At 40.6% G+C, this 26,541-nt stretch carries 26 protein-coding genes; 4 read left to right on the forward strand and 22 right to left on the reverse strand.

The window, feature by feature from the left end:
* Positions 1 to 132 precede the first annotated feature (132 nt).
* The 5 genes from tig to rpsO all read right to left on the reverse strand — a co-directional run bounded on the left by tig (position 133) and on the right by rpsO (position 6,093).
* Positions 133 to 1,419 (reverse strand): trigger factor, encoded by a 1,287-nt coding sequence (gene tig / locus ABT996_RS01470; RefSeq protein WP_035448997.1) that lies wholly within the window; start codon positions 1,417 to 1,419, stop codon positions 133 to 135.
* 168 nt (positions 1,420 to 1,587) lie between these two features.
* The gene (gene tuf, locus ABT996_RS01475) at positions 1,588 to 2,775 is read right to left on the reverse strand and encodes an elongation factor Tu (RefSeq protein ID WP_010688796.1); all 1,188 of its coding nucleotides are present in this window, start codon (positions 2,773 to 2,775) and stop codon (positions 1,588 to 1,590) included.
* 205 nt (positions 2,776 to 2,980) lie between these two features.
* Entirely contained in the window at positions 2,981 to 3,865 is an 885-nt protein-coding gene (locus ABT996_RS01480; protein ID WP_035448995.1) for a hypothetical protein, read from the reverse strand.
* A 68-nt stretch (positions 3,866 to 3,933) separates the two neighbouring features.
* Positions 3,934 to 5,643, reverse strand: a complete 1,710-nt coding sequence (locus ABT996_RS01485) for a ribonuclease J (RefSeq protein ID WP_010688793.1) — start codon at positions 5,641 to 5,643, stop codon at positions 3,934 to 3,936.
* 180 nt (positions 5,644 to 5,823) lie between these two features.
* A complete protein-coding gene (rpsO, locus tag ABT996_RS01490) occupies positions 5,824 to 6,093 on the reverse strand; it encodes a 30S ribosomal protein S15 (RefSeq protein WP_004048905.1) in 270 nt (89 codons plus the stop codon).
* 273 nt (positions 6,094 to 6,366) lie between these two features.
* On the opposite strand from rpsO, the gene rpsT reads away from it, so the two are divergent.
* Positions 6,367 to 6,621 (forward strand): 30S ribosomal protein S20, encoded by a 255-nt coding sequence (gene rpsT / locus ABT996_RS01495; protein WP_103050404.1) that lies wholly within the window; start codon positions 6,367 to 6,369, stop codon positions 6,619 to 6,621.
* Between the two features lie 51 nt (positions 6,622 to 6,672).
* On the opposite strand, the gene holA is transcribed toward rpsT, so the two are convergent.
* The 16 genes from holA to ABT996_RS01575 form a co-directional block, all read right to left on the reverse strand.
* Positions 6,673 to 7,704 (reverse strand): DNA polymerase III subunit delta, encoded by a 1,032-nt coding sequence (holA, locus tag ABT996_RS01500; RefSeq protein ID WP_035448993.1) that lies wholly within the window; start codon positions 7,702 to 7,704, stop codon positions 6,673 to 6,675.
* A 77-nt stretch (positions 7,705 to 7,781) separates the two neighbouring features.
* The gene (locus ABT996_RS01505; protein ID WP_035448991.1) at positions 7,782 to 10,010 is read right to left on the reverse strand and encodes a DNA internalization-related competence protein ComEC/Rec2; all 2,229 of its coding nucleotides are present in this window, start codon (positions 10,008 to 10,010) and stop codon (positions 7,782 to 7,784) included.
* Positions 10,011 to 10,018: 8 nt separating this feature from the next.
* Entirely contained in the window at positions 10,019 to 10,507 is a 489-nt protein-coding gene (locus ABT996_RS01510) for a ComE operon protein 2 (protein ID WP_035448990.1), read from the reverse strand.
* 60 nt (positions 10,508 to 10,567) lie between these two features.
* Positions 10,568 to 10,867, reverse strand: a complete 300-nt coding sequence (locus ABT996_RS01515; protein ID WP_035448988.1) for a ComEA family DNA-binding protein — start codon at positions 10,865 to 10,867, stop codon at positions 10,568 to 10,570.
* Positions 10,868 to 10,937: 70 nt separating this feature from the next.
* Positions 10,938 to 11,219, reverse strand: a complete 282-nt coding sequence (locus ABT996_RS01520) for a hypothetical protein (protein WP_035448986.1) — start codon at positions 11,217 to 11,219, stop codon at positions 10,938 to 10,940.
* 63 nt (positions 11,220 to 11,282) lie between these two features.
* Positions 11,283 to 11,753: a pantetheine-phosphate adenylyltransferase gene (gene coaD, locus ABT996_RS01525; RefSeq protein WP_010688787.1), complete on the reverse strand. Its 471-nt coding sequence runs from the start codon at positions 11,751 to 11,753 to the stop codon at positions 11,283 to 11,285.
* A gap of 1 nt (position 11,754) precedes the next feature.
* Positions 11,755 to 12,324, reverse strand: a complete 570-nt coding sequence (gene rsmD / locus ABT996_RS01530; protein WP_258409073.1) for a 16S rRNA (guanine(966)-N(2))-methyltransferase RsmD — start codon at positions 12,322 to 12,324, stop codon at positions 11,755 to 11,757.
* An 88-nt stretch (positions 12,325 to 12,412) separates the two neighbouring features.
* Positions 12,413 to 12,703, reverse strand: coding sequence for a YlbG family protein (locus tag ABT996_RS01535; protein ID WP_010688784.1), 291 nt, complete (start codon positions 12,701 to 12,703; stop codon positions 12,413 to 12,415).
* Positions 12,704 to 12,755: 52 nt separating this feature from the next.
* The gene (locus ABT996_RS01540) at positions 12,756 to 13,877 is read right to left on the reverse strand and encodes a CAP-associated domain-containing protein (RefSeq protein ID WP_035448984.1); all 1,122 of its coding nucleotides are present in this window, start codon (positions 13,875 to 13,877) and stop codon (positions 12,756 to 12,758) included.
* Entirely contained in the window at positions 13,877 to 17,302 is a 3,426-nt protein-coding gene (locus ABT996_RS01545; protein ID WP_035448982.1) for a pyruvate carboxylase, read from the reverse strand. Before ABT996_RS01545 ends, ABT996_RS01540 begins: the two co-directional genes overlap by 1 nt.
* 42 nt (positions 17,303 to 17,344) lie before the next feature.
* Positions 17,345 to 18,547, reverse strand: coding sequence for an FtsW/RodA/SpoVE family cell cycle protein (locus ABT996_RS01550; protein ID WP_035448980.1), 1,203 nt, complete (start codon positions 18,545 to 18,547; stop codon positions 17,345 to 17,347).
* A complete protein-coding gene (locus tag ABT996_RS01555; RefSeq protein WP_004048930.1) occupies positions 18,544 to 18,834 on the reverse strand; it encodes a DUF1507 family protein in 291 nt (96 codons plus the stop codon). The genes ABT996_RS01550 and ABT996_RS01555 overlap by 4 nt, the downstream gene beginning before the upstream one ends.
* A gap of 146 nt (positions 18,835 to 18,980) precedes the next feature.
* Positions 18,981 to 20,822, reverse strand: a complete 1,842-nt coding sequence (typA, locus tag ABT996_RS01560) for a translational GTPase TypA (protein ID WP_010688776.1) — start codon at positions 20,820 to 20,822, stop codon at positions 18,981 to 18,983.
* A 152-nt stretch (positions 20,823 to 20,974) separates the two neighbouring features.
* Positions 20,975 to 21,760, reverse strand: a complete 786-nt coding sequence (locus ABT996_RS01565) for an inositol monophosphatase family protein (RefSeq protein WP_035448978.1) — start codon at positions 21,758 to 21,760, stop codon at positions 20,975 to 20,977.
* A complete protein-coding gene (locus ABT996_RS01570; RefSeq protein ID WP_035448977.1) occupies positions 21,760 to 22,050 on the reverse strand; it encodes a UPF0223 family protein in 291 nt (96 codons plus the stop codon). Before ABT996_RS01570 ends, ABT996_RS01565 begins: the two co-directional genes overlap by 1 nt.
* Positions 22,051 to 22,068: 18 nt before the next feature.
* A complete protein-coding gene (locus tag ABT996_RS01575; RefSeq protein WP_349924591.1) occupies positions 22,069 to 22,971 on the reverse strand; it encodes a Rossmann-fold NAD(P)-binding domain-containing protein in 903 nt (300 codons plus the stop codon).
* Positions 22,972 to 23,247: 276 nt separating this feature from the next.
* Between ABT996_RS01575 and def the strand changes: the two genes are divergently transcribed.
* Complete coding sequence (def, locus tag ABT996_RS01580) at positions 23,248 to 23,805, forward strand: peptide deformylase (protein WP_035448973.1); 558 nt, start codon at positions 23,248 to 23,250, stop codon at positions 23,803 to 23,805.
* A gap of 74 nt (positions 23,806 to 23,879) precedes the next feature.
* On the opposite strand, the gene ABT996_RS01585 is transcribed toward def, so the two are convergent.
* Positions 23,880 to 24,350, reverse strand: a complete 471-nt coding sequence (locus ABT996_RS01585) for a hypothetical protein (RefSeq protein ID WP_035448972.1) — start codon at positions 24,348 to 24,350, stop codon at positions 23,880 to 23,882.
* A gap of 284 nt (positions 24,351 to 24,634) precedes the next feature.
* Between ABT996_RS01585 and ABT996_RS01590 the strand changes: the two genes are divergently transcribed.
* The gene (locus ABT996_RS01590; RefSeq protein WP_010688769.1) at positions 24,635 to 24,847 is read left to right on the forward strand and encodes a DNA-directed RNA polymerase subunit epsilon; all 213 of its coding nucleotides are present in this window, start codon (positions 24,635 to 24,637) and stop codon (positions 24,845 to 24,847) included.
* Positions 24,848 to 24,850: 3 nt separating this feature from the next.
* Complete coding sequence (gene rnjA, locus ABT996_RS01595; RefSeq protein ID WP_010688768.1) at positions 24,851 to 26,527, forward strand: ribonuclease J1; 1,677 nt, start codon at positions 24,851 to 24,853, stop codon at positions 26,525 to 26,527.
* Positions 26,528 to 26,541 lie beyond the last annotated feature (14 nt).

Below are 26,541 nucleotides of genomic sequence, written 5' to 3' on the forward strand. Positions count from 1 at the left end.
CAGACATTGCTACTAAAAACTAATACTTACTTTTTATTTATCAGGTGAATGGATAAATTTAGGGATCGCAACAGATAAATTCCGCTGCGATCCCTAAAATCACAAGATTAAATTGATATTGTCACTCAAGTATTAAACTTGTTTTGCAGAATCTGTCATTTCTTTAACGACTTTTCTGATAGCAATGTCATGGTTCAACATGTCATCTGAAAGAGCTGAGCGAACTGCAGCTTCTTCCATGCCGTATTGTGTAGCTAATTCTTTGATCTCTGCATTGATTTCTTCTTCTGAGGCTTTGATATCTTCAGCAGCTACGATAGCTTCTAAGACAAGGTTTGTCTTAACACGCTTTTGTGCACCACTTTCAAATTGTTTGTGCAAGTCTTCTTCTGAAGAACCTGTAAGTTTGTAGTACATATCAGCACTGATACCTTGTTGTTGCAAACCAGCTAAGTATTGATCCATTTGACGGTGTACATCTTCTTCGATCATTGCACCTGGGATCTCGCCGATTTCAGCATTTTCAACTGCTTTATCGATAACTTCTTCTTGGATAGCTTCTTTTGCAGCGTTTTGTTTTTGAGCTTCAAGACGTTCACGTGTCTTAGCTTTCAATTCAACTAAAGTATCAACTTCTTCGTCAACGTCTTTAGCAAATTCGTCGTCAAGTTCAGGTAATTCCTTAGTCTTAACTTCGTGGATCGTTGTTTCAAAGACTGCATCTTTACCCTTAAGGTCTTCAGCATGGTATTCTTCAGGGAATGTTACGTTAACTTCCACTGTTTCACCAGCTTTGTGACCAACTAATTGGTCTTCAAAACCTGGGATAAATGTGTTTGAGCCAAGTTCAAGTGAGTAGTTTTCACCTTTACCACCGTCAAAAGCAACACCGTCAACTTTACCTTCAAAGTCGATAACAACTGTGTCGCCTTCAGCAGCTGGTTGATCTTCTTTCAACACTAATTCAGCTTGTTGTTCTTGTAATTTCTTGATTTCAGCATCAACTTCTTCGTCAGTAACTCCTGTTGATTGTGCTTTAACTTCAAGATCTTTGTATTGACCCAATTTAACTTCTGGTTCAACCGTAACTTTAGCAGTCAAGACCCATGTAGAATCTTTTTCCATTGATTCAACGTCGATCTCTGGTTGTGCTACTGGTTTGATGTTTGATTCTGCTACAGCATTAGCATAAGCTTCTGGCAAGACAGCGTTCAAAGCATCTTGGTAAAGTGATTCTTCGCCAAACATTTTGTTAAAGATTTGACGAGGAACCTTACCCTTACGGAAGCCAGGTACGTTTAAAGTTTTCTTGACACGGTTAAATGCTGTGTCTAAACCTTCCTTGATTTTTGCAGGTTCGATTTCAAAGGTCAACTTACCGTTGTTTGTACCTTCTTCTTTTTCCCATTTTACAGACATTATTTTCCCTCCGAGTAAAATAGTTTGTACAATTTACTGAGTAATTGCATACTAACTAAGTTTAACTTAGAAAGCTTTAAATGTAAATGTTTATAGTACAAAAAGTCGATTTTTTAGACAAAAAAGACTTGGGACGAACCCAAGCCTTCTTCAATATTCAAAAGAATATTAGTCGTCGATTTCAGAAACGACACCAGCACCAACTGTACGGCCACCTTCACGAACTGTGAATTTAAGACCTTTTTCGATAGCAACTGGAGCGATCAATTCAACGGAGAATGTTACGTTATCGCCAGGCATAACCATTTCTACACCTTCAGGCAATTCGATAACACCTGTAACGTCTGTTGTGTGGAAATAGAATTGTGGACGGTAGTTTGAGAAGAATGGAGTATGACGGCCACCTTCTTCTTTTGTCAAGACGTAAACTTCACCCTTGAACTTCTTGTGTGTTTGGATTGAACCTGGTTTTGCAAGAACTTGACCACGTTCGATTTGTGTACGGTCAACACCACGAAGCAATGCACCGATGTTGTCACCAGCTTCACCTTCGTCAAGTGTCTTACGGAACATTTCAACACCTGTAACAGTTGTCTTAAGAACATCGTCTTTCAAACCAACGATTTCAACTTCGTCGCCGACTTTAACGATACCACGATCGATACGACCGGAAGCAACAGTACCACGACCTGTGATCGTAAATACGTCTTCAACTGGCATCAAGAATGGCTTGTCTGTTGGACGTTCTGGTGTTGGGATGTATTCGTCAACTGTATCCATCAATTCAAGAATCTTCTTCTTAGCATCTTCATCATCTTCCAATGCTTTAAGAGCAGAACCACGGATAACAGGAATATCATCACCAGGGAAATCGTATTCGCTCAATAAGTCGCGAACTTCCATTTCAACCAAGTCTAATAATTCTTCGTCGTCAACCAAGTCACACTTGTTCAAGAATACAACGATGTATTCAACACCAACTTGGCGAGCAAGCAAGATGTGTTCACGTGTTTGTGGCATAGGACCATCAGTTGCAGCAACAACTAAGATAGCACCGTCCATTTGAGCAGCACCAGTGATCATGTTCTTAACGTAGTCAGCGTGTCCTGGAGCATCGATATGTGCGTAGTGACGGCCTTCTGTTTCGTATTCAACGTGTGCTGTGTTGATTGTGATACCACGTTCACGTTCTTCTGGAGCAGCATCGATAGAAGCGTAATCTTCAGCTTGAGCTAAACCTTTTTCAGATAAAACCTTTGTGATAGCTGCTGTTAAAGTTGTTTTCCCATGGTCAACGTGTCCAATTGTACCGATGTTTACATGGGGTTTTGTTCTTTCGTAATGTTCTTTTGCCATTAATAGAACCTCCTGTAATTTTGCAAAGAAAATCTGCAATTCTGCCGATAATCCTTTAAATTTTATTATACTACTTCCAGTCAAGAATGCCAAGTAATTTATTACTCGGGTTCCTTCTAAACTGAAAACCTTGAATTATTATATAGTCACTATTGATTTTTGTAAATACTAAAATCCAATTTTTTAAAAAAATATTTGAAATTAGTTAAACCGTCCACTGTGCTAGGCTGTTTTCCAAGGCCTGCGCAAATTCATTTTCTTGTGCGTCTAAGCCTGATTTTCCTAGCAATACCGCATAAAGTTTCTCCGGATCAGCATATGGTGCTGTCAATTTTGGATAAAGCAGTTGCAATTTTAATTTTAATTCCGCTAAGATCTGTTCCTTTTGATCTACAGCATATTCAGGATCATTTTCCAGCAAAGCTGTCAGACGCTGATACATCACATAATCATCTAATTCTTTCAAGTTACCCGGAACAAAGTCTTGTTTTTCACCTGTAAATAGCAGATATGTGACTGCTTTTTCACTCCCAAGATAGCGCAATTCATCTAAAATAGCCGCTCTGACTAACGGATGCACATCTTCATCCACTAGGTCAGCACTAACACTTTCCACAAATTCAGCAATCGTCAAACTTCCTGAAGCTTCAAAAACTTGGCGTTGCTCCAAAATAGCGAGTGCACCTAAATGCTTCAATCTTTTGGTCAAAGCATTTACATCCGTTTGCGTTCTTACAGTAGCCAAAGTTTGATCAAATAAGCGCGTGAAATTGGCTTTTTCTTTAGCTGACATGAAACCACTCATCAAATTTAAGGTCATCTCGATTTTTCTGACCTTACCGGCATAGATCATCTCTGTTACATATTCTGTCAACTTTTGATCATCTCGTAAATAATCTAACAGATAATCCTCAGCCAATAAACTTGCCATTTGGTGATCTTTCAATTCTTTTAGTGCGGTAAAGAGCAAATAATTTACTTTAAACGTTTTTTTAGCTTGATACGCTTGTAATAATAATTCCTTAGCTTGTAAAAAATCACTTTTTTCTAAAGCTGCCTGACCAGCCGCATATAATTCTTCTTGTTCCATCGTTCACTTTCCTTATTCAAAAAGGCTGTAACATATCTTTGTTACAACCTTCATAATTTTAAGTCGCATTATTTGTGCGAACCATTATTCTTCTTGTTTTTACCATGACCATGATATTGGTTTATCTCCATGATCACTGGCAGAATAACGGGATGACGCTTTGTTTGCTCATAGAGAAAATGATTGAGCTGCTCACGCACATCTTGTTTCAAATGTCCCCAATCAAATTCTTTATTGTCAAGATTTGATTGGACAGTTTTAGTAATGATATCGGCACTTTCAGCGATCAGATCGCGACTTGTCTTAACGTAAACAAAACCTCTTGAAGTGATCTTTGGTCGGTCTACGATCTTTTTCTTCTTGCGATCGATCGTGACTACCGCGATAAAGATCCCATCTTCAGACAAGATCTTACGGTCACGAAGCACAATATTACCAATATCACCTACCCCGATCCCGTCGATCATCGTGTTACCGACTTCGACCGATGAGGCAACTAACATCTTGCCATGAGTATATTCAGCCACATCGCCTTTTGCTAGTAAGAAGATATTTTCCGCTGGGATCCCAACTTCTGTCGCTGCGTGTGCATTAGCCGCTAACAAACGATATTCACCCTGGACTGGTAATACATAACGTGGTTTTAACAAATTCATCATCAACTGCAAGTCATTTTTGCTAGCATGACCCGAAGAGTTCAATTCATCTGAGATCGATTTGACATCAGCACCCGAGCGATAGATCATATCACGTGTTTTAGCCACGTTGGTCTCCATTGCATGTGATGGTGTAGTCGTGATAAAGACGAGATCACCTTCATGTAGCGAAACGGAACGATGCCGTTTTAAAGCCATTTTTTGCAAGGACTTCAACGGTTCACCCGAACGACCAGCCTCTAGGATAACGATCTGATCATCATCATAACGTTTGATATCTTTGATCGGAATCAAAATATCATCACTCGGCAAGTGAAGTTTATTTAATTTCAAAGCTGTCCGGACGATTTTTTCAACATCATGTCCAGTCAAAGCAACTTTTCGATCGTTAGCTTGGGCGGCATCCAAAACTTGTTGCACCCGTGAGATATTGGAAGCAACGCAGGCAACGATGATCCGCCCCTTACGATACTCAAAGGTCTCACTGATAAAATCATAGATCTCACGTTCATTGACCGTTTCACTTGGATTTTCTGCATTTGCAGAGTCACTCAACAGCGCTAAAACGCCATCGTTTCCGATCTCGGCCAAACGTGCGAGATCAGTTTGATATTGCGCTGAAGCTGTTTGATCAAACTTGAAATCACCAGTATATACGATCGTTCCTTCATCTGTTTTCAATGCTACCCCTAAACTTTCTGGGATCGAGTGAGTTGTTTTGAAAAATGACACCGTTGCGCTAGGAAAATCGATCTCTGTTTTTTCATTGATAACATGAAAATCATTGAATTTCTTTGCTATCTCTTCATTTTCACAAGCAATTTTAGCTAAAGCGATCGTCAATTCTGAACCAAAGACAGGTACATCAAACTCACTTACAAAATATGGTAATGCTCCGATTGCATCAGCATGTCCATGTGTCAAAAATACTCCGACGATCCGGCGTGCATTTTGACGTAAATATTCAAAATCAGGGATCACGATATCGATCCCTAATAATTCATTTTCAGGATATTTCAATCCACAATCTAGGATGTAAATATCATCATTCACTTCAACGGCATACATATTCTTAGCATTTTCACGTACGCCACCAAGTGAAATGATCTTTATATCACTCATATTCTCACCTCTGTTTTAGATTTTTGTATAAAATATTTTAATTATCATATTTAACACGGGTCGAAAAATCGACCTATCAATATATGATTATACCATAATTACGGTACCAGTTAACAATTATATCCAGGCAGAAAAAAAGTGTTGCTAGAATCACTCCTAGCAACACTTTCGAAAATAAGATTAACGACGCAAGCCTAAGCTCTTGATCAATTCACGGTAACGTTGAACGTCCTTGTTACGCAAGTATGCCAACAAGTTACGACGATGACCGATCTTCTTCATCAAACCACGTTGGGAAGCAAAGTCCTTCTTGTGGCTACGTACGTGTTCGTTAAGTTCGTTGATATCTGCAGTCAAAACAGCGATTTGAACTTCTGCTGAACCTGTATCGCCTTCATGACGTGCGTATTTTTTCATGATTTCGTTTTTCTTTTCGTTTGAAATAGCCATTGTATTTCCACCTTTCAAAAATTCTGCCTAAAACCGAGTAAGTCGTCGGTGTCGTCGCCAAACTAAGTTATAGGTCCGGTACATCTGTACTTAATCTAATCTACTAGATTTTGCTTTGAAATGCAAGTCTTAAATTTATAAATAAGTGTCAAGGAATATTTCTTGACATCAAATTCATTTTTCTGTTGCATTGTTTAAAACGCTCTTGTATAATGAGATATGTTGAAAATTTAGATGATACCGTTACGGATCATACAGGTGGAGGTGACATTCATGCCAATTATCAAATCCGCAATCGAACGTGTAAAAACAAACGAAAAAGCTAACGCTCGTAACTCTGCTGAATTAAGCAAGATGCGTACAGCAATCAAGAAATTTGAAAAAGCTAAGACTGCAGGTGCAGAAGATGTTGAAAAACTCTACCGCGAAGCAGTTTCAGCTGTTGACCGCGCACATTCTAAAGGCTTGATCAAAGCTAACAAGGCTGCGCGTGACAAGTCTCGTATGGCTGCACGTTTATCTAAATAATGAATGATAACTGAAAAGAGCTTGGAAATTAAATTTCCAAGCTCTTTTTTGTTATACCACGACCGCTTTTTGAGCAAAATTAAGCATAAATAGTTGAAAAAGTAATTCTGGCTCTTGCGTCGTAGTTTTTAATCGTTCCTCGATATGGATCAGACCTAGATAAGCATTTTTTAAATCTTGGCGCTTAAAGACCCGCGTTTTTTGCAAAGCTAATTTGACCCGATATGGATGGACCTTTAACGTACTTGCAATATTACCTTGAGCATAGCCATGTTTTTGTAGGATCTCGACTTGAAGTAATAACCGGAACTGCCCTTCTAAGATCGCATTGATCTTTAAAGGTTCTTCTTTTTGTTGCAATAGATCACGATATAGCTCCAAAGCTTTAGCCGTATCTTTTTGCAAAACAAGTTCGACCAGATCAAACACATTTTGCTCTAAAGAACGTGAGACCATCGCAGATACTTCATTAACAGTGATCTGCTTATCTTCAGCTACCAATAAGAGCTTTGGTAACTCATTAGCGATCGCAGTCAAGTTGGTGTTCGTTCGTTGTAATAAGATCTCTAAGGCTCTAGGATCGATCGTATAGCCTTTTTGGGCCAATTCGGCGGATAAATGCTTGCGTACAGCCATCTCTGTCAGCGGACTATTGTCGACTACCACAGCCTTTTGTTTGATCTGTTTGACCACTTTTTTACGCTCATCTAGTTTAGCATAAGGTGCCATCAAAACTAGTACCGTCGTCGGTTCAGGATCATTTACATAAGCGATCAATTCATCTAGATCGTGTTCGAGTTTTACTTTTTTAGCTTCACCGGTCAAAAAATACGGTCGATTTATAAACACGAGCCGCTTTTCTCCAAAAAACGGTACCGACATTGCGTCGGCTAGCGCAGTCGATAGCGTTACCTCTTCCATATCATAAATTCCAATATTGAATTCGCGTTCTTCTTCCGGGAAATTGGCGATCAGTTTTTGTTTGATCTTCTCAGCATTGACTTGCTCTTCACCTAAGACCAAATAAACTGGTGCCATCTGATTTTTTTCAATGTCATTTAAGACTTTTTCTACCGTCACCATAGTTTTAACTAAAGCTCGCTTCCCTTCTTCTGCTATTATTCCGATTTAACAATCATACCATATTTATCCTATTAGCTCTAATTATCTTTAAGATCCCAAAATGAGAAATACCCTAACATTTCAGTAAATTTTATCATCCCGACTTTAGCCGTCACATAGTACGGAACTTTTGCTTTCTGCAAAGTCACCAAAGTTTCCTGATTTGGATGACCGTACCGGTTATGCCGCCCAGCAGAAATGATCGCAACTTTAGGAGCTAATTGTTGCACGAATTTAGGATCAGTCGCTGTCTTACTTCCATGATGCCCCATCTTTAACACATCTGCTGTCAAATTAGGATATTTCTTGCTGACCGCAAGTTCGCCTTTGCGATCGAGATCACCTGTAAAAATACATTTTAGGCCATAAAAATCGAGCCACAAAACGAGTGAATCAGCATTTGTTCCTTGTCCACGCGCGAAGGGATGTAACAACTTCAAGTGTGGATCAGATAGTTTCACCCTATCAGTTACACCTTTAACTGCTTCAGGCATAACCGCCGACTTAGCCAACCGATGCTTAAAACTAGGTAGATTTTCCATTCCAGCTGGTACGATGATCTGTTTGATCTTGATCAATTGGCTCAAGCTTGGGAAATTTCCAACATGGTCTGCATCTTGATGCGTTAAATATAGTTGGTCGATCCGGGTGATCCCTTTGCTCAGCAAATAATTGGCCACGATCGTCTCACCACTTGTCTTAGTGGGATGCTTTTTCCAGTTAGGCATTGAAAAATGAACTTTACCCCCAGTATCGATCAAGATCACTCGCCGCGAAAAACGTTCTCTGATCAAAGTGCAGTCACCTTGACCTATATCAAAATATACGACCTCACTACTCAAAGGATAACGTAACAATAAAAAGGTCAAAAAATAACTCATCCCTAATAAAGCTAACCAGCGAATTTTTTTCGAACTACCTTGTAACCACAATAGTACACCCAACCAAAACAAGACCATTATCAATGGCGGTCTACCTAAAATCAAATTACTCGGCAAGCGCGCTAATAAATTCAAACCGCTTGAGATCAGCTGTAAGAGCTGAGCTGCTAAATTCTGCAAAAATGGGACTACTGCACCGATAAAGGTCACTGGTAAAATAATATACTCAAATATCAGGTTCATCCAACCTGTTATCAAAAAGGTCAAGAAATTCCACTGATATGTATAATATAATACGAGTGGTGCACTAAAAGCATTTAGCTTCAAATTAAACAACCAGTTCGAACTCGTTTTACTTGTAACGATCACCAGAGTCAAAAGATAGCTCAGCTGTGCCCCTAGTTGATAAAACAACGCCGGATAGCGCCATAGTTCAAGTAATAAAACCACTGCCCAAATAGTGGCTAGTTTTAAGCGCACTCCTTTTATGAGCCTCTTTGCCAGTTTTAGCCAACACATCCAGACCGCACGTACCAAACTCGCAGAGGCCCCACCTAAGATCGCATAAACAGGCAAAACACCTAAAACCACTAGAATTTCTAGCCATTTTGGTAAACGCAAGAGTTTTAAGAAACGACGTAAAGTTTTGACTACATAAAAAACATGGAGGCCAGATAAACTAAATAGATACAACAATCCTAAGCGCGTGATATCAGCTAAAGTTTTATCAGCGTCAGACGATCTTATCCCCAATAGCAACATAGCACTGTACCAATCTAATGGTCGGGGAAGCCTTTTTAATTTTAAACGCAATGCTTGGCGCAGATCATGTAATCGCCCGCGCCACACCATTTGTCCCGGTGGTACCTTTTGCAAAGTGTAATGTGTCACAGCAAAAGCTAAAAAGATGTTCTTTCCTTGATAAAAACGGCGCCAATCAAATTGAGCCTCATTGGTCGGGGCTTGCAACGGTAAAACTTTTCCCGTCACATTCCAGATCTTTGTCTTGTTTATTTGTAATAACGTCTTTTTTTCAGCTAAAGTTCGGATCCGATAATATCCATTCACCCACTGGCGTTTTTCCCACCACCAGGCCTTAAATGTCAATAGATCCCCACTTATCTTAGTTTCATCACTGTAGATCAGCAAATGTTGCTTCTGGGTCACATCTGGTGTGACTTGCATAACTTGATGTACATTTTGTTGCCAAGTATAAAACCGGATACTAAAAAACACACAAATCACTAATACACTACTGATCAGGTGAATATTTTTAGTGGCCAACAGTCTTAAGAATAAAACTAACACGACCATCCCTGCCATCCAAGTATGGTCAAGTATCAAAAAACTTAAACTGACAGCTACAAAGGCTGTCAATAAAAGCATGACTTGAATTACTTAGGCTCTCCTTTATCGACCAATTGCTTGAACAAAGCAGTGTCAATATATTCCTTATCGAGTTTGACTTGCTCGAGTGTAACTTCTTTTAACTTCAACAATTCGAGTGCATGAGGGTCATTGTTATAATTTCTGAGATAGTGGATCTTTTTGATCCCTGCTTGCAATAACATCTTAGTACATTGCAGACATGGAAAATCCGTGACATAAAGCTCTGCCCCATCTGTGGGGATCCCAAACTTAGCACATTGCAAAACAGCATTCATCTCAGCATGGATCGTACGTAAACAATGCCCATCGACCATGTAACACCCGTCATCAATGCAATGCTTATCACCTGAAACTGAGCCATTATAACCACCGGCGATCATTCGCTGATCTCTGACCAAGATTGCCCCTACGGATAAACGTGTACAAGTACTCCGTAACGATAGCAAAACCGCTTGTAACATAAAATATTGATCCCAAGGGATGCGTTTTTCCATTTTTTCCTACCTCATCATCTCTAAATTTAGTAATAGTATATCAAAGATAACTATTATTGCCTATATCGTTAAAGACTTACTCAATTTCTGATACGTTTTATCACCAATGCCCGAAATATCTTTTAATTCAGATAATTGTTTGAATGAGCCATGCTGTTGCCGATATTCGATGATCTTCGTCGCTTTTTTATCACCGATCCCATCGACTTGCATCAGCTGTTCTTTAGTTGCTGTATTTAAATTCACTTTGCTACCGTCTGCTCCCGATGCGTTCGCGGTCAAAGAAGTCTGTGGTTCTGCTGGAGCGACTGCTGTTTGAGCACTAGCAACAGTTGCTCCTTGCTTAGGAACATATATCAATAGTTGGTCGGTCAGTTTTTTGGCGTAGTTTAACTGCGAAACTTCTGCTTGAGCTGTTGGACCACCAGCGCTAGCGATCGCGTCGCCTCACATGGTCACTAGCCGAAAGCTTATATAACCCCGGATGGTTGACCTCGCCTTTAACATCTACATATACGTAGCCTGCTGTTTTCTTTGACTTAACTGCTTGGATCACCTGATGACTTGAAGAACTTGGCGCAAAAACTTCAGTCGCATTCGTAGCTGAACGTTCAAATCCAAATATCCCTACAATAGCCAAGATCACCGCTAAAATACCACCTGAAAGGATCCGCCACTTGTATTCCATCAGAAAATCATACCAATCATTCATTTTCTCGCCTCCTACTATATAAATACGAAAAAAGAGCAGGAAATATTTCCTACTCTTAAAAAATTATTTTTTACTCAAGGCTACTTGAACGATCGGTGGAACTAAATTCCCCAATTCACCCTTAAAACGTGCAACTTCTTTGACCAAAGTCGACGACAAAAAAGCATACTTGGGATCGGTCAACAAGATCAAAGTCTCGATCTTTGGTGCCAGTTCTTTATTCATCGCCGCAATATTTTGCTCAAATTCAAGGTCTTGCGTATTTCTGACCGAGCGAATGATGATCTGGGCATCTAATTCTTGCGCAACATTCACCGTTAGATCAGCTTCCTTAGCTAAAACCTTGACATTAGGGATTTTTTCAGTTGCCTTTTGAATAAAGCTCTGACGCTCATTTGCCGAAAACATCGGCTTTTTGGCGGTATTGGTCAAAACCACGACAAATACTTCGTCAAATATCGCCGCACTGCGCTTGATAATGTCTAAATGTCCATTGGTCACGGGGTCAAAGCTCCCAGGAAAGATCGCCTTCATTTCAGTTCACTTCCTTATAACGATAAAACGTTAATTCTGTGATCCCATAATCAGCTTTTTTAATAAGTTCAAAATCAGCTAATTCTTCGGGCAGATCAGCAACTTGATCTGTTTCACAAATGATCAAAGCCTCGGCATTTAAAAGCCCTAATTGTTTTAATTGCTCCATCAATTCTAAGATCTGTTGTTTTTTATACGGTGGATCAAGAAAAACATAATCGAAGCTTTGCTCTTGTTTAGCCAATTTATTGAGCATCTTATAGGCATCACCTTTTAGCACTGTAAATTTATCTTCTTCCTTGGTAACACTCAAATTTTCATGGATCGTTTTGATCGCTTGATATTGTCGATCTACCAAAGTCGCATGGTCAGCACCACGTGAAACAGCTTCGATACTAAGACCACCCGAACCAGCAAATAAATCTAAAACTTGGCCCCCATCTAAGTACGGACCAATAATGTTAAACATTGCCTCTTTGACTTTATCCGTTGTGGGACGAGTCTTCATTCCGGGTACTGCCTTTAAACGACGCCCCCCATATTCTCCTGCTACAATTCTCATACAACTCAGCTCTCTTCTTTTATCAACTACTACACTAGATCGCAATCGGGATCTAACACATCGCACAACTATAGATATGCGATCTTTATCTAAATTTCTAATTGAATTTCTCTTGATCTTCTTCAGTCAGTTTATATGCTTGATGATCCTGTTTGGAAAATTCTGTCGTGATATCAGGTCGATTCGAGATCTCGACCGCTTTAACAAAGCGTAACTGTTTCAATTTTTCGACCGTCTTTTTTACATCTACCTCATCCATATAGATCAAGGCATACTTCATCTTGCGTGAAACATACTGAAGATTACCATAACGTCTTAATTGTTTACTCTGGCGCAAATGATAAAGATATACGATCACGCCACGACGTTTTTTTGCTTCAAAAGCCATCTTTTTATCACCTACACATCTTCTACTATTGTATCATCATTTTTCAAATATTTTATCCATTTTTATCATAAACTACGATCAAGCATGAATTTTCATAGTTAAATCCAATGTTTGTATTTTTAGAAAACAAAATGTTATTCCAAAAGCTTTGATTTTTTCCCGTCGTTGCTACTAATTGCACCGGATTCACAACTGGTCCGTTGATATATATATCAAAGCGTTCAGCATCAACTTGGGCATCGGCTAATAATTGGGCTGACACATCATTGGGTCTTAACTGTAAAACTTTAACGTCATTTAAGCGATCTGCCTTAAGTCGCCGGTACTGTTTTAATTGTTTTTTGGACAGATATTTTTTAGGATCGTTTTCTAACGTCTGATTTATTCTTTGAGCTACAGCTGTCGCCTCTTCGCTCTGGCTCAACTGCGCTACTTTCCTCTGTGCCCGTTCAAAAGTCAACACTTCCCAGATCTCTTGTATCATCGTATCTTGATCATCCGAGGATAAAACATCTGTACTATAACGCACTGGTAAAGGAGTCTGTGAACTAACTTTATATAAACCACTGCGTAGCAATTCTTCTTTATCAAGATATTCCACTGCAACTACTTTTTTAGTCACCCTAGAAATATAGCTCACCGCATAACTGCCATTTTTAAAAGCGATCAAAGGCTTCGTTGCCAGATCTGTCTGCGTTAATTTTATCTGTGCCGTTTGCTCATTTGATCTGAGTTTAAAATCCATAGCTAGAGGAAATTTTTGTTGTAATTCGCTTTTTTTCAATCCATTTTTTAGCTCACTTGCCAGTGGCGATTCGCCTAAAAGATAGATAGCACAGACCTTAGCGCTATATTTATCGATCCCGACCAACATATACGTTTTATCTTCCCAGCGGTACTGCTGCCATTCGATATTTTCCGCACTGGTGATCACTTGCGTTGGTTGGCCAAAATCAGCGCTAAAAGCAAGATTTGACACGCCAATATAGCGTGCCAAACCTTGTGTTTTTAATTTAGTTACTTTAGGAACAACTTGTGAGTGTGGTTCGTTTGAATGAGACAACTCTTTTTTATCAGTCTTGTCATCACTTGTAAAGATCGCCAATAAATAGAGGACTGGCAAAATGATCACAAAACACACACACGTTTTCTTCCAAAAGTTACTATCAAACATTATTTAACTGGCTCTAATTCAAGCAGCAGATCTTGACTTGCTAAAATATCGCCATCTTTAACGTAAATATGCGTTACTTTACCATCAAACGGTGCTTTGATCGTAGTTTCCATCTTCATCGCTTCGGTAACTACTAATGGTTCACCCTTCTTAACAACTTGATCTTTTTTGACTAAGACATTTAGCACTGAACCACTCAATGTTGCCCCAATATGATTTGGGTTAGTTGGCTCGGCTTTAGAGATCGCATTGACCTTAGCTTCCTTGCTCTTATCGTGGATCACGATCTGCAAGTTTTGACCGTTGACCGAGAAGAAGAGACTGCGATTACCATCTTCGTCAGCATCAGAGATCGAATCCAATCTAAAGATCGAAGAACGACCTGGTCTAAATTTGACCCGAACAGTTTCGCCTGGGCGCATCCCTTGATAGAACGTGGTCGTATCCAAGACACCCATTGAACCAAAGCGTTTCGTATTTTCTTCATAGCCCATGAAGACATCTGGATAAAGAATATAGCTCAACACTTCTTCAGCCGTTGGTTTACGCTTGATCTTTTCGGTCAATTCTTTTTCCATCTTAGCAAAGTCAACTGGCTCAGCTAAACTCCCTGGACGAACTGTGATCGGCTTTTTGCCTTTTAAGACAACTTTTTGTAATTCTTCTGGGAAACCACCATATGGCTGGCCAAGATCACCATAGAAGAAATCAACTACTGATCCAGGAAAGTCGAGTTGTTGCCCACGAGTCAAAATGTTATCTTTAGTCAAGTTATTTTGGATCATGAAGATCGCAAAGTCACCAACCACTTTTGAACTTGGTGTGACCTTGATGATATCACCTAAAAGTTCGTTGACATCGCGGTAAGTTTGCTTGACTAATTCAAAGTCATCGATCCCCAATGCCTTAGCTTGTTGTTGTAGGTTAGAGTATTGACCACCTGGCATCCCTGTTTGATAAATATCAGTTTGTGGTGAAGTCATTCCATTCATGAATGCTTGGTAGAATGGTTTTACACCTTGCCAATATTGGTTGATCTTTTCAACATTTTCCATTTCAAGTTTTGGTTGGCGTGCATCTTCTTCTAATGCATAATAGAAGCTTCCCATACTTGGTTGACTTGTTGTTCCCGAAAGTGAGCTCATAGCTGTATCAACGATATCGACACCAGCTTTAGTTGCAGCCACATAAGTTGAGACCCCGTTCCCAGTCGTATCATGTGTATGCAAATGGATCGGTACATCAACTTTTTGCTTCAAAGCTCCGACTAATTCAAAAGCAGCTTTTGGTTTGAGCAAGCCAGCCATATCTTTGATCCCGATGATCTGAGAACCGGCATCAACTAATTGTTTAGCTAAGTTTTCATAGTAAGCCAAAGTATATTTAGTTTCGTTCTTATCTAAAATATCTCCGGTATAACACATCGTACCTTCCGCGATTTTACCCGTATCACGTACATATTGAATGCTCTTTTCCATTTGTTCGATCCAGTTCAAACTATCAAAGATCCGGAAAACATCGACCCCATTAGCCGCACTCTTATCGATAAATGCTTTTAAGACGTTATCTGGGTAATTTTGATAGCCGACCGCATTCGAGCCCCGTAAAAGCATTTGCAAGAGCGTATGTGGCATTCTTTCACGCATGAACTGCAAGCGTAGCCATGGATCTTCGTTCAAGAAACGGTAGGCTACATCAAAGGTCGCCCCACCCCAAACTTCAGCGGAAAAGACATTTGGCAAGGCTTTATCGTAAACTTCGATCACTGGGGCCATATCTTTAGTCCGCATCCGGGTCGCAAATAAACTTTGGTGGGCATCACGCATTGAAGTATCGGTCAAAAGAACTTCTTTTTGGTCTTTGACCCACTTCATCGTTGCCTCAGCGCCTAAGTCATCAAAGACTTTTTTAGCATTGATAGCATCACTTGGAGCAAAAGTATCTTTTAACTTGATATCAGGCACAAAGATCTTCTTTTGTTGCTTAACACCAGGGAAGCCGTTGACGGTCACATCCCCGATATATTTGAGTAATTGGTTGACAGTATTAGATTTACGTTCAAACTCAAATAGGCTAGGGGTTTGATCGATGAAAGTCGTATTAGCATCCCCGGCTTTAAAGACTTCATTATTGATAACTTTACGCATGAAATCAATATTAGTCTTGACTCCACGGATCTTAAATTCACGTAAGACCCGATCCATTTTAGCTACAGCTTCATTAAAGGTCCGTGCCTGCACACATGTCTTGACCAACAGTGAATCGTAGAATGGGGTCACGACGGCACCGGCATAGGCATTCCCACCATCTAACCGCACGCCAAAACCACCTGGTGAACGATATGTTTCGATCTTACCGGTATCGGGCATGAAGTTATTTTCAGGGTCTTCAGTCGTGATCCGACATTGGATCGCACAGCCATGATATTTAAGGTCTTTTTGGTGTGGCAGATGCAGATCTTTAAAGAGATCTTTACCTGCAGCGATCAAGATCTGGGATTGAACGATATCGATCTCTGTGATCATTTCAGTGACTGTATGTTCAACTTGGACACGCGGGTTGACTTCGATGAAATAAAATTTGTCATCTGTAACTAAAAATTCGACTGTCCCAGCATTTTGATAGTTGACACTTTTGGCTAAACGAACGGCCGCTTCGCAGATCTCTTGGCGTCGCTTATCATCTAAGGTGATGCTTGGCGCAAATTCGATCACCTTTTGATGCCGACGTTGCACCGAACAATCACGCTCAAACAAATGCAAGATATTACCATATTTATCCCCTAAGATCTGAACTTCGATATGCTTAGGATTTTGTAAGTATTTTTCAACATAAAGCTCATCATCGCCAAAAGATTGCATGGCTTCACTACGCGCACGATTGTAAGCTTCTTCTAATTCATCTTCAGAATAGACGATCCGCATTCCACGACCCCCGCCACCTAAAGCAGCTTTGACCATGATCGGATAACCATGTTGATCGGCAAATTCACGGACTTGGGTGATCGATCTAACTGGATCTTCAGTCCCGGGGATCGTCTCTAGCCCAGCAGCATGTGCCACTTCTTTAGCTTCAATCTTGTCACCAAACATTTGTAATTGCTTAACTGTTGGTCCAATAAATGTGATCCCAGCATCTTCACATTTTTGGGCAAATTCTTCATTTTCAGACAGAAAACCATAACCTGGGTGGATCCCATCGGCCCCTGTCATTTTAGCGATCTGGATGATATCATCCATATCTAGATAAGCTTCGATCGGTTTTTTTCCAGCTCCAACAAGATAGGATTCATCGGCTCTAAAACGATGGACTCCGTACTCGTCTTCTTTAGCATAGATCGCAACTGTCTGTAAATTAAGTTCGTGACACGCTCGAATGATCCGAATAGCGATCTCGCCACGGTTAGCAACTAAAATCTTTTTCATCAATAAACACCACTTTCCTAAATTCTTCTATTTTCTACAAACTTACTTACCAAAAACTTCTACTTCAAGGCCCCGTTTTTGCGTTGCTGAAATATTCATCACCATCCCCAAAGCAACCGTCAAAACGATCATACTTGAGCCCCCATAAGAGATAAACGGCAATGTAACACCGGTGATCGGTAGCAAGCCGATCGCCCCACCAACGTTAAAGAAGGTCTCAACAGCAATAAAGGTCCCTACACCATAACAAAAATACATCGCATAGACGCTCTTTGATCGAATACCGATCAAAAAGATCCTTAAAATGATCCAAGCCAGTAAACACAGCACGACGACCGCTCCCAATACGCCTAATTCTTCGGCGATCACTGAGAGAATAAAGTCGGTGTACGGTTCGGGAAGATAGCCTCTTTTTTGGATACTTTCACCGAGTCCGCGCCCGATCAAGCCACCGTTGCTGACCGCATAAAATGAGTTTACCAACTGTTTACCACTCGAATTAGCATATTGAAATGGATCAAACACTGCCAAAAAGCGTTGCCTGATATAACCAAGGCTCGTGTTGTTAAGCGCCGTGGTAAACTGCAAAAGATAAGTCCCGATCCCTAGGAATGCGGTCCCTAAAATAATGATCCACGTGCTCTTTTTATAGTTTATATCAGCATACGCTAAATACATCACGACAACGATCGCAAAACTGATACCAAAACCACCAAAGTCAGGCGCTAATGCGATCAGTAACAACATTGATAGCACCATCAGTAACATCAATAATTCCTTGGTAACACGCTTTCTCATCATTCTTTTATAAAAGACATTTTTGCCTTTGGTTGTGTAATTAGCAAAAAGATTAGCTAAAAACATCACTAAGTATAACTTACAAATTTCAGAAGGCTGGATACTGATCACTTTTAAATTGATCCAGCCATTTGCCCCATTGATAGCTGAAGTAAAGAACTTGGCATAACCTAAGAGCAACATTAGAAAGCCCCAGCCATAGAGCAACATCCGCGGGTTGCGCCACCACCGTGGGTTCGTTTGCGCAAATAGTACTGTCAGACCGATACCCATGATCACATAGATCGATTGCCGGATAAAATACTGCATCGTCTTCCCGGTCAAATATGATAGATTGATCGAACTAGCCGAATAAACCATCACGATCCCGATCAAGGCTAAAATGAGAAAAGGTATAAATAAGCCATAATCAAAATATTTTAGTTTATTTAGAAACTTTGTCTTCATTCCCATTCCACTCCAACGTCTGGTGTCACCCTTGCTTGGATATTACCCAATTTTTCTTCAAGTTCTTTTATCAGCTGATGCCCCTCCGAAGTGGTCAATAAACCACTACGTATCAAAAACTTGACTTCACAAGAAAAGCCATAGATCCTTGTGTCGGCAACTTCTTCAAAAGCGGGACAATCCGTCCGACACAAAATATTACTTTGCTTGCCTAATAGGTCACAGATCTCAGCTGCATCTTGCTGTAAAACAGCTAAAGCCTGTTGTTTTGAAATAAAGTTTTCCATCAACTTGATCTCCTCTCATACTTCCGCAATTATATCATAAAACCGCTTGAATATGTCTGTCCAACTGTAACACATTAAAAATATTTACAAAATTACTAAAAAACCACAAGTGCGATCGAAATCACACTTGTGGTTTAGTTTAACTATTATTGTGTTGCTTTAGCTGCTTTTTTAGCTGCTTTTTCACGCGCATTTGTTTCCAAGATCCGTTTGCGCAAACGAATATTTTCTGGCGTGATCTCCAACAATTCATCTTCATTCAAGAATTCAAGCGATTCTTCCAATGTCAAATGTGTTGGTTTCTTGATCGTTGCTGTTTGGTCCTTGTTAGAAGAACGAACGTTGGTCATGTTCTTACCTTTAGTGATATTAACTGAGATATCACGTTCACGTGAAGATTGACCCACGATCATACCTTCATAAACTTCTGTACCTGGATCAACGTAGATCGTACCACGGCCTTCAACACCCATGATCGCATAAGTCGTTGCTTTACCTTGGTTGATCGAAACCAAGGCACCGTTACGACGACCAGGTTCCCAGTTGCGAATAACTGGTTTGTATTCGGCAAATGTGTGGTTCAAGATACCGTAACCACGTGTCATGGAAAGGAATTGGGAATCATAACCGATCAAACCACGTGTTGGAGTTGAGAATACCAAACGTGTTTGGCCGTTCAAACCAGTTTCCATGTTCAACATTTCACCTTTACGTTGTGCCATTGAGTCGATAACAGAACCGGAGTATTCATCAGGTGTATCGATGATCACACTTTCAAATGGTTCACATAATTGACCATCGATCTCACGGTAAATAACCTTAGGACGAGATACGGCCAATTCGAAGCCTTCACGACGTAACATTTCGATCAAGATCGACAAGTGTAACTCACCACGACCAGAAACAGTCCAGGCATCTGGTGAATCAGTATCTTCGACCTTCAAAGAAACGTCCGTGTGCAATTGCATCTTCAAACGATCTTCTAATTTACGTGCAGTAACCTTGTCACCGTCGCGGCCAACAAATGGAGAATCATTTGTCATAAATGTCATTTGCAATGTAGGTGGGTCGATCCGCAATAATGGTAATGCTTCAGGATGATCAGCTGGGCAAACTGTTTCCCCAACGAAGATATCGTCCATCCCTGAAACAGCGATCAAGTCACCGGCTTTAGCTTCTTGGATCTCAAGACGTTTCAAACCAAAGAAACCAAAGAGTTTAGTTACACGGAAGTTCTTTTGTGTACCATCAAGTTTCATAACTGTAACTTGATCGCCCACTTTGATCTTGCCACGGAAGACACGACCAATACCGATACGACCTACGAAATCATCGTAGTCAAGCATTGCAACTTGGAATTGCAATGGTTCATCAGCATTATCTTTTGGAGCTGGAATAGCATCCAAGATCGTGTTGAAGATCGGATCCATTGTGTGTTCTTGTTTAGCTGGGTCGGAATCAAAAGAAGAAGTCCCGTTCATCGCAGAAGCGTAGATAACTGGGAATTCAAGTTGTTCTTCATCAGCACCGAGTTCGATAAAGAGATCTAACACTTCATCGACAACTTCTTCTGGACGAGCACCTGGGCGGTCGATCTTATTGATCACGACCACTGGTGTCAAGTGTTGTTCTAAAGCTTTTTTCAACACGAAACGTGTCTGTGGCATCGTTCCTTCGAACGCATCCACGATAAGCAAAACACCATCGACCATTTTCATGATACGTTCCACTTCCCCACCAAAGTCGGCGTGTCCTGGTGTATCTAAGATGTTGATCTGTTTACCGTTATATTTTACCGCTGTGTTCTTGGAAAGGATCGTGATCCCACGTTCCTTTTCAATATCATTTGAGTCCATCGCACGATCGCCGATGTCGGTATGTTCATCAAGCGTATCTGATTGTTTTAATAATTCGTTAACTAATGTTGTCTTACCATGGTCAACGTGGGCAATGATCGCAACATTACGAATATCATCACGTGTTTTCAAAGTTGTTTCTTCCTTTCAAAATCTACTGCTTGAGAAATGCCCCTTCAATTCAATAACCCTAACGGCCTATCGACTTTGAATGTTATGAAAAAAATTATCTCATTTTCAAGAACCCACATAAAAAAACTGTGACTTAGTGCCACAGTTTCAAACTAACGCTTGCGCATCAGCTTGATAATATCGTTCTTAGCATTTTTCGTCGCTACTAATACATCACTTGATGATAGCACATCTAATTCACTATCGTCAATGCTTTTTACGCTCAAACCATGCGCTTTTGCCAATATCTTTCCAGCTGCATGATCCCAAGGATGCAGATGGGAGCAATAGCCCACTGTTTTACCGGTCAAAACATGGATAAAACCGATCCCTGCACTGCCATAGACGCGGATCCCCATACTTTTTTCGGCAACTTGGGCAACATTGCGGTAATTGCGCACTAGCATCCGTCCACTGACATCGAATAATCCCTGTTCCAGGGAAAGATCAGGCACTTGGGGCAACCGAGCCGTATTGCAAAAAACGCCACTTTCCGGTCCGCCCCAATAGAGTTTATCGTTGATCACATCGAGAATATAGCCCAATTTTTCATGACCATTTTCATAAACTGCTAGCATACTTGCAAAATGGTCCTTTTGTTTCACAAAATTCAAGGTCCCATCCAGCGGGTCGATGATCCAAACTAAACCTTGGTAGGTCGCCAGATCTTGGTCATGATCGCCTTCTTCGCCTAAAACACGCGAACCAGGAAAAGTCTGCTTGATCTGAGTGACCAAATATTTTTCAACTTGCTTATCGATATTAGTCACTAGATCGGTGCGTCCACTTTTTTGGGCAACTTGTAGTTCTTCCTCACAACCAGCCAACAATTGGCACCGAACTTCTTTGAACCACTCTTGCACACTAGCATTGATCGTTTTCCAGTCAGTCACCACCATCAACCCTTTTCCTTAAATTTTACTCGTTTGCCAGTCGTTGCCTTAGCCAGCTTAACCGCCTGGTAAATACTGAGCCCTGAAGCTTGCTCAAAATCTCGATCGAGTTGTTTTTGAGTCATGATCGCTGGCTCCATTTGCAAAAATTTTTTATGCTTAGCTAAAAACTCTTCGCGTTCGATCCCAGTAGTATAAACTTTCTCAACTGCTTCGTAAAATTCACTTGCAGTAATGATCTCTGCGGTCGTCCACTCAGGTAATAGTGGGTATTCAAAATTTTCACTGATCTTCATCTTAAACCTCACCTTTATCTATTGTTTACGTAAATTTTCTAATTCAGCTAAAACGTTTTGCTTTACTTCCATATACTGTGTCGATTCATCTTCTGAGAGTGTCAATTTTGTCAAAACAGCTACCCCTTGTTTCGACAAAACAACAGGCTCACTGACCGCGATCTTTTGCTTAGCAAATTCGATCTCATGGGTCAAAGGCACTAAGATCGGATGATTGAAAAACAATGCCCGACAGATCCGTTGTAAACACAAAACTGTTACGACTTCCTTTGCTTGCACCAATTTAGCTTGGTAATCTTTAGTGATCTCGTCTAATTTTGCCTGTCCAAATAAACTATTATCTTGCGCAACGATCCCTAAAACCGAATTACCGGCGATCTGCGCACGACTCCAAGCGATAAAAGCCTCGTCTTGTGTGCCGATGACGTTAGCGTAGATCGGATCGCTCCCGATATCTAAACGTTCACCCAATAAGCGGGCAACCGTTTCAGAAAGTCCCATCGTGCCTAAACCAAAGACATTGTTAGCGGGTAAGCCTGAAAAGCGCAAAGCCGAATAGACCCACAGATGATCATGGGGCAAGACCACGCAGATCTTACCCCTAAAACCATTAGCCATTGCTTGATTGATCACCAGTTGGACCCAGCGACGTTGTGCATTTTCCCCCTCAGCCTCAACATAATCTTTGGGTGGTGTTCCCAGTAAGATCAGCTGTAATTCATCCCATTTTGGATGTGCAGTTGCCTCTAATACAAAATTATCGGCAAAAGCTGAACTTTCAACTAATGAAACAACTTGGTCAGTAGGTGTTTCATTGATCTGGAACCAAAAACATTTTAAATGCTCATCGTGTAAGATACATGTCTGTAAAAATAACTGCAGTTCAGGGTTTTCCCCACAAATCATCATATTATTATCCATTTGAATCCTCCACTTTTCATCTTGCCGAAATGTGATCTCTTTTGGACCGCCACGATACAAAAGTAAAAGTATATCTCTTTTAGTGTTAAAACGCAAACGTACTTTCGTAAACATTTAAAATTCTCTTTAATTATAGCACAATAATTTCTAGCCTTATCTAACAATAATGTAACAGCTACCATGCTTTGTCACGAAAACGTTACGCTAAAAAGCTGAAAACTTTTTTCCTAAAATGTGCTAAAATCAAGGTAGAAATAAATGAAGGGATGATTATTTTTGATCACTATGCATGATATTATCCGCGAAGGGCACCCAACTTTGCGGGCACGAGCAGAAAAATTTACATTTCCATTGAGCGATGAAGAAAAGCAAACTGCTCAAAAAATGATGGAATTTTTAGAAAACAGCCAAGACCTTGAGATCGCAGAAAAATACAACCTCCGCGCCGGTGTCGGACTAGCAGCACCTCAGATCGATGTATCTAAACGGATGACTGCAGTCCTAGTTCCTGGCGAAGAAGAAGGTCAAGAACCACTATTTAAGCACATCTTGATCAACCCAACGATCTTGAGTGAATCAGTCCAAATGGCTGCCCTAGCAGAAGGTGAAGGCTGTCTTTCGGTCGACCGTGAGATCCCTGGCTACGTTCCACGCCATGCTCGGATCAAATTGCGCTGGTATGATCTAGATGGCAACGAACACGTTGAACGCTTACGAGACTATGTTGCGATCGTCGTTCAACACGAGATCGACCACTTGAATGGCGTCTTGTTCTTTGATCACATCAATAAAGAAAATCCATTCGCTGCCACTGAAGACTTGATCTTGCTTTAATCATATAACAACGAGGGTCCCCGACATGATGTACATACGCATCATACCGGAGACCCTCGTTATTTGTGACCTGCTTAATTATTTTGTTCTAAAGTATTCATATCATTGACATATTCAACAGTTGCCTTATTGACTAGATAGGAGACGTCGATATGCAAGATACCATCTTTCAACCAGATATCAGAGACTACAAAAGCCCTATTTTGCTGATAGCCCCTGATTCCTTGCGCTTTAGCATGTACTGCTAGTTGCTGTTCGAGCTGTTTTTTTAGACCATTTAGATCGGCGTTAGTTAAATCTTTAACTTCAAGCTGATATTCAAAAGCCATGACTCCCTTGCCCCAAACATCTGAGATCAAGGCTGAAGCTGCTAAACTTTCATTTAACAGCTTTAAATTTTTTAAACTTGCCTCCATCACTGAATACGTCAATTTTTGACTGTCCAGCTGGATCAATTTCAATGCTTTCTTTCGGCGATATCGCTGAAAAATAAAGGCTAATGTTCCGACAATGACCACTCCAATGATCAGATATAAAAATTCCATAACTTCACCTACTTGTTTACTCTTTGATTATATACCAAATTTAGACAAACTAGCATTATTGGACACCTAAACTTAAAAGTATCTTAGCCTTTATCTCGCCCGTGACCTTGTCTAGTCTTTTATCCGGCGCGTTTGATCAACTTTATATACTTAGTTTGTAAACTATGGTAAAATAGGATTAATTATTGTGTAAACAATCCCTGTTCGGAAGTTTATTTTTGCTGATTTGAACTTTTATATAAGTGCAAATAACTATAATTAATTTCATAAAAGGAGAATCATTAATGATCTTTAAAGTATATTATCAACCAACGAAAAAAATCAATCCACGCCGTGAAAACACGGAATCTTTATATTTAGAAGCTGACTCAGAACCAGAAGCACGCGTTTTAGTAGAATCAAATACCGAATACAATGTTGAATTTATCGAAGAATTGAGCGACGCAGCTTTAGAATACGAAAAGGAAAGTCCAGCTTTTAAACTTACGGAGTTTTAAAAGATGAAAAAACTAAATGTTAAAAATAACGAGACCGCCGTTTTTGCACTCGGTGGTCTGGGCGAAATTGGGAAAAATACTTATGGTATCCAATTTCAAGACGAGATCATCGTCGTCGATGCCGGCATCAAGTTCCCTGAAGATGACCTTTTAGGGATCGATTACGTCATCCCCGACTATCAATACCTCGTCGCAAATCAGCAAAAAATCAAAGCTTTAGTCATTACACACGGGCACGAGGACCATATCGGTGGTATCCCTTACCTTTTGAAACAGGTAAACGTTCCGATCTACGCTGGTCCATTAGCCCTTGCCTTGATCAAGAGCAAACTAGAAGAGCATGGTCTATTGAACTCAACTGAATTGCATGAGATCAATGAAGATACTGTCCTACGTTTCAGAAAGACGAGCGTGTCCTTCTTTAGAACTACGCACTCGATCCCTGATACCCTAGGTGTTGCGATCAAGACCCCTTCTGGTACTGTTGTCTGCACCGGTGACTATAAATTTGATCTAACTCCGATCACAAACCAAGCCCCTAATCTTCAAAAGATGGCGCGCTTGGGTGAAGAAGGCGTTTTATGCTTACTATCCGATAGTACTAATGCCGAAGTCCCTAACTTCACCAAATCTGAACGCTGGGTCGGCAAATCGATCAAACGGATCTTCGAACAAGTCGAAGGTCGGATCATCTTTGCGACCTTTGCTTCAAATATCTCACGTGTCCAACAAGCTGCGGCGGCTGCGATCGCTAAGGGACGTAAGATCGCAGTCTTTGGCCGTAGTATGGAAGCAGCTATCGTAAACGGACGGGAATTAGGTTATCTTGATATCCCAGATGATGCGATCGTTGATGCACGCGAGATCAATAGCTTACCCGCTAATAAAGTCATGATCTTATGTACCGGTTCGCAAGGTGAACCTATGGCTGCTCTAAGTCGGATCGCTAATGGGACCCACCGTCAAGTAGCGATCCAACCAGGCGATACGGTCGTCTTTTCAAGTTCGCCGATCCCAGGTAACACCTTGAGTGTCAACAAAGTCATCAACGAACTTGAAGAAGCTGGCGCCACGGTCATCCATGGTAAGGTCAATAATATCCATGCTTCTGGACACGGTGGGCAAGAAGAACAAAAATTGATGCTTCGTTTGATGAAGCCTAAATTCTTCATGCCAGTCCACGGTGAGTATCGGATGTTGAAGATCCATACTGAATTGGCTGAAAAATGCGATGTCCCTACCGAAAATTCCTTTATCTTGGAAAACGGTGATGTCTTAGCCTTGACTAAAGATTCCGCCCGTTATGCTGGGCACTTCAACGCTGAAGACGTCTATGTCGATGGTTCCGGGATCGGTGACATCGGTAATATCGTCTTACGCGATCGCCGGATCCTCTCAGAGGAAGGGCTCGTCGTTGTAGTTGCTACGATCGATATGCAAAAACGCGAGATCTTAGCTGGGCCTGATCTACTATCACGTGGATTCATCTATATGCGTGAATCTGGTGAATTGATCAAACAAGGACGTAAACGTGTTTATCGGACGATCAGACAGACTTTGAAAAATGAAAAAGTTACTGAAGCAATGTTGCGTGAAAATATCATTGCTGAGCTCCAAACGTTCCTTTTCGAACAAACCGAGCGTCATCCAATGATCTTACCAATGTTTGTTACAGTTTAAACGCCAAAAAGCAA

Source organism: Ligilactobacillus sp. RTP31139st1_D10_RTP31139_211217 (genome assembly GCF_040226755.1).
Classification (GTDB): domain Bacteria; phylum Bacillota; class Bacilli; order Lactobacillales; family Lactobacillaceae; genus Ligilactobacillus; species Ligilactobacillus animalis.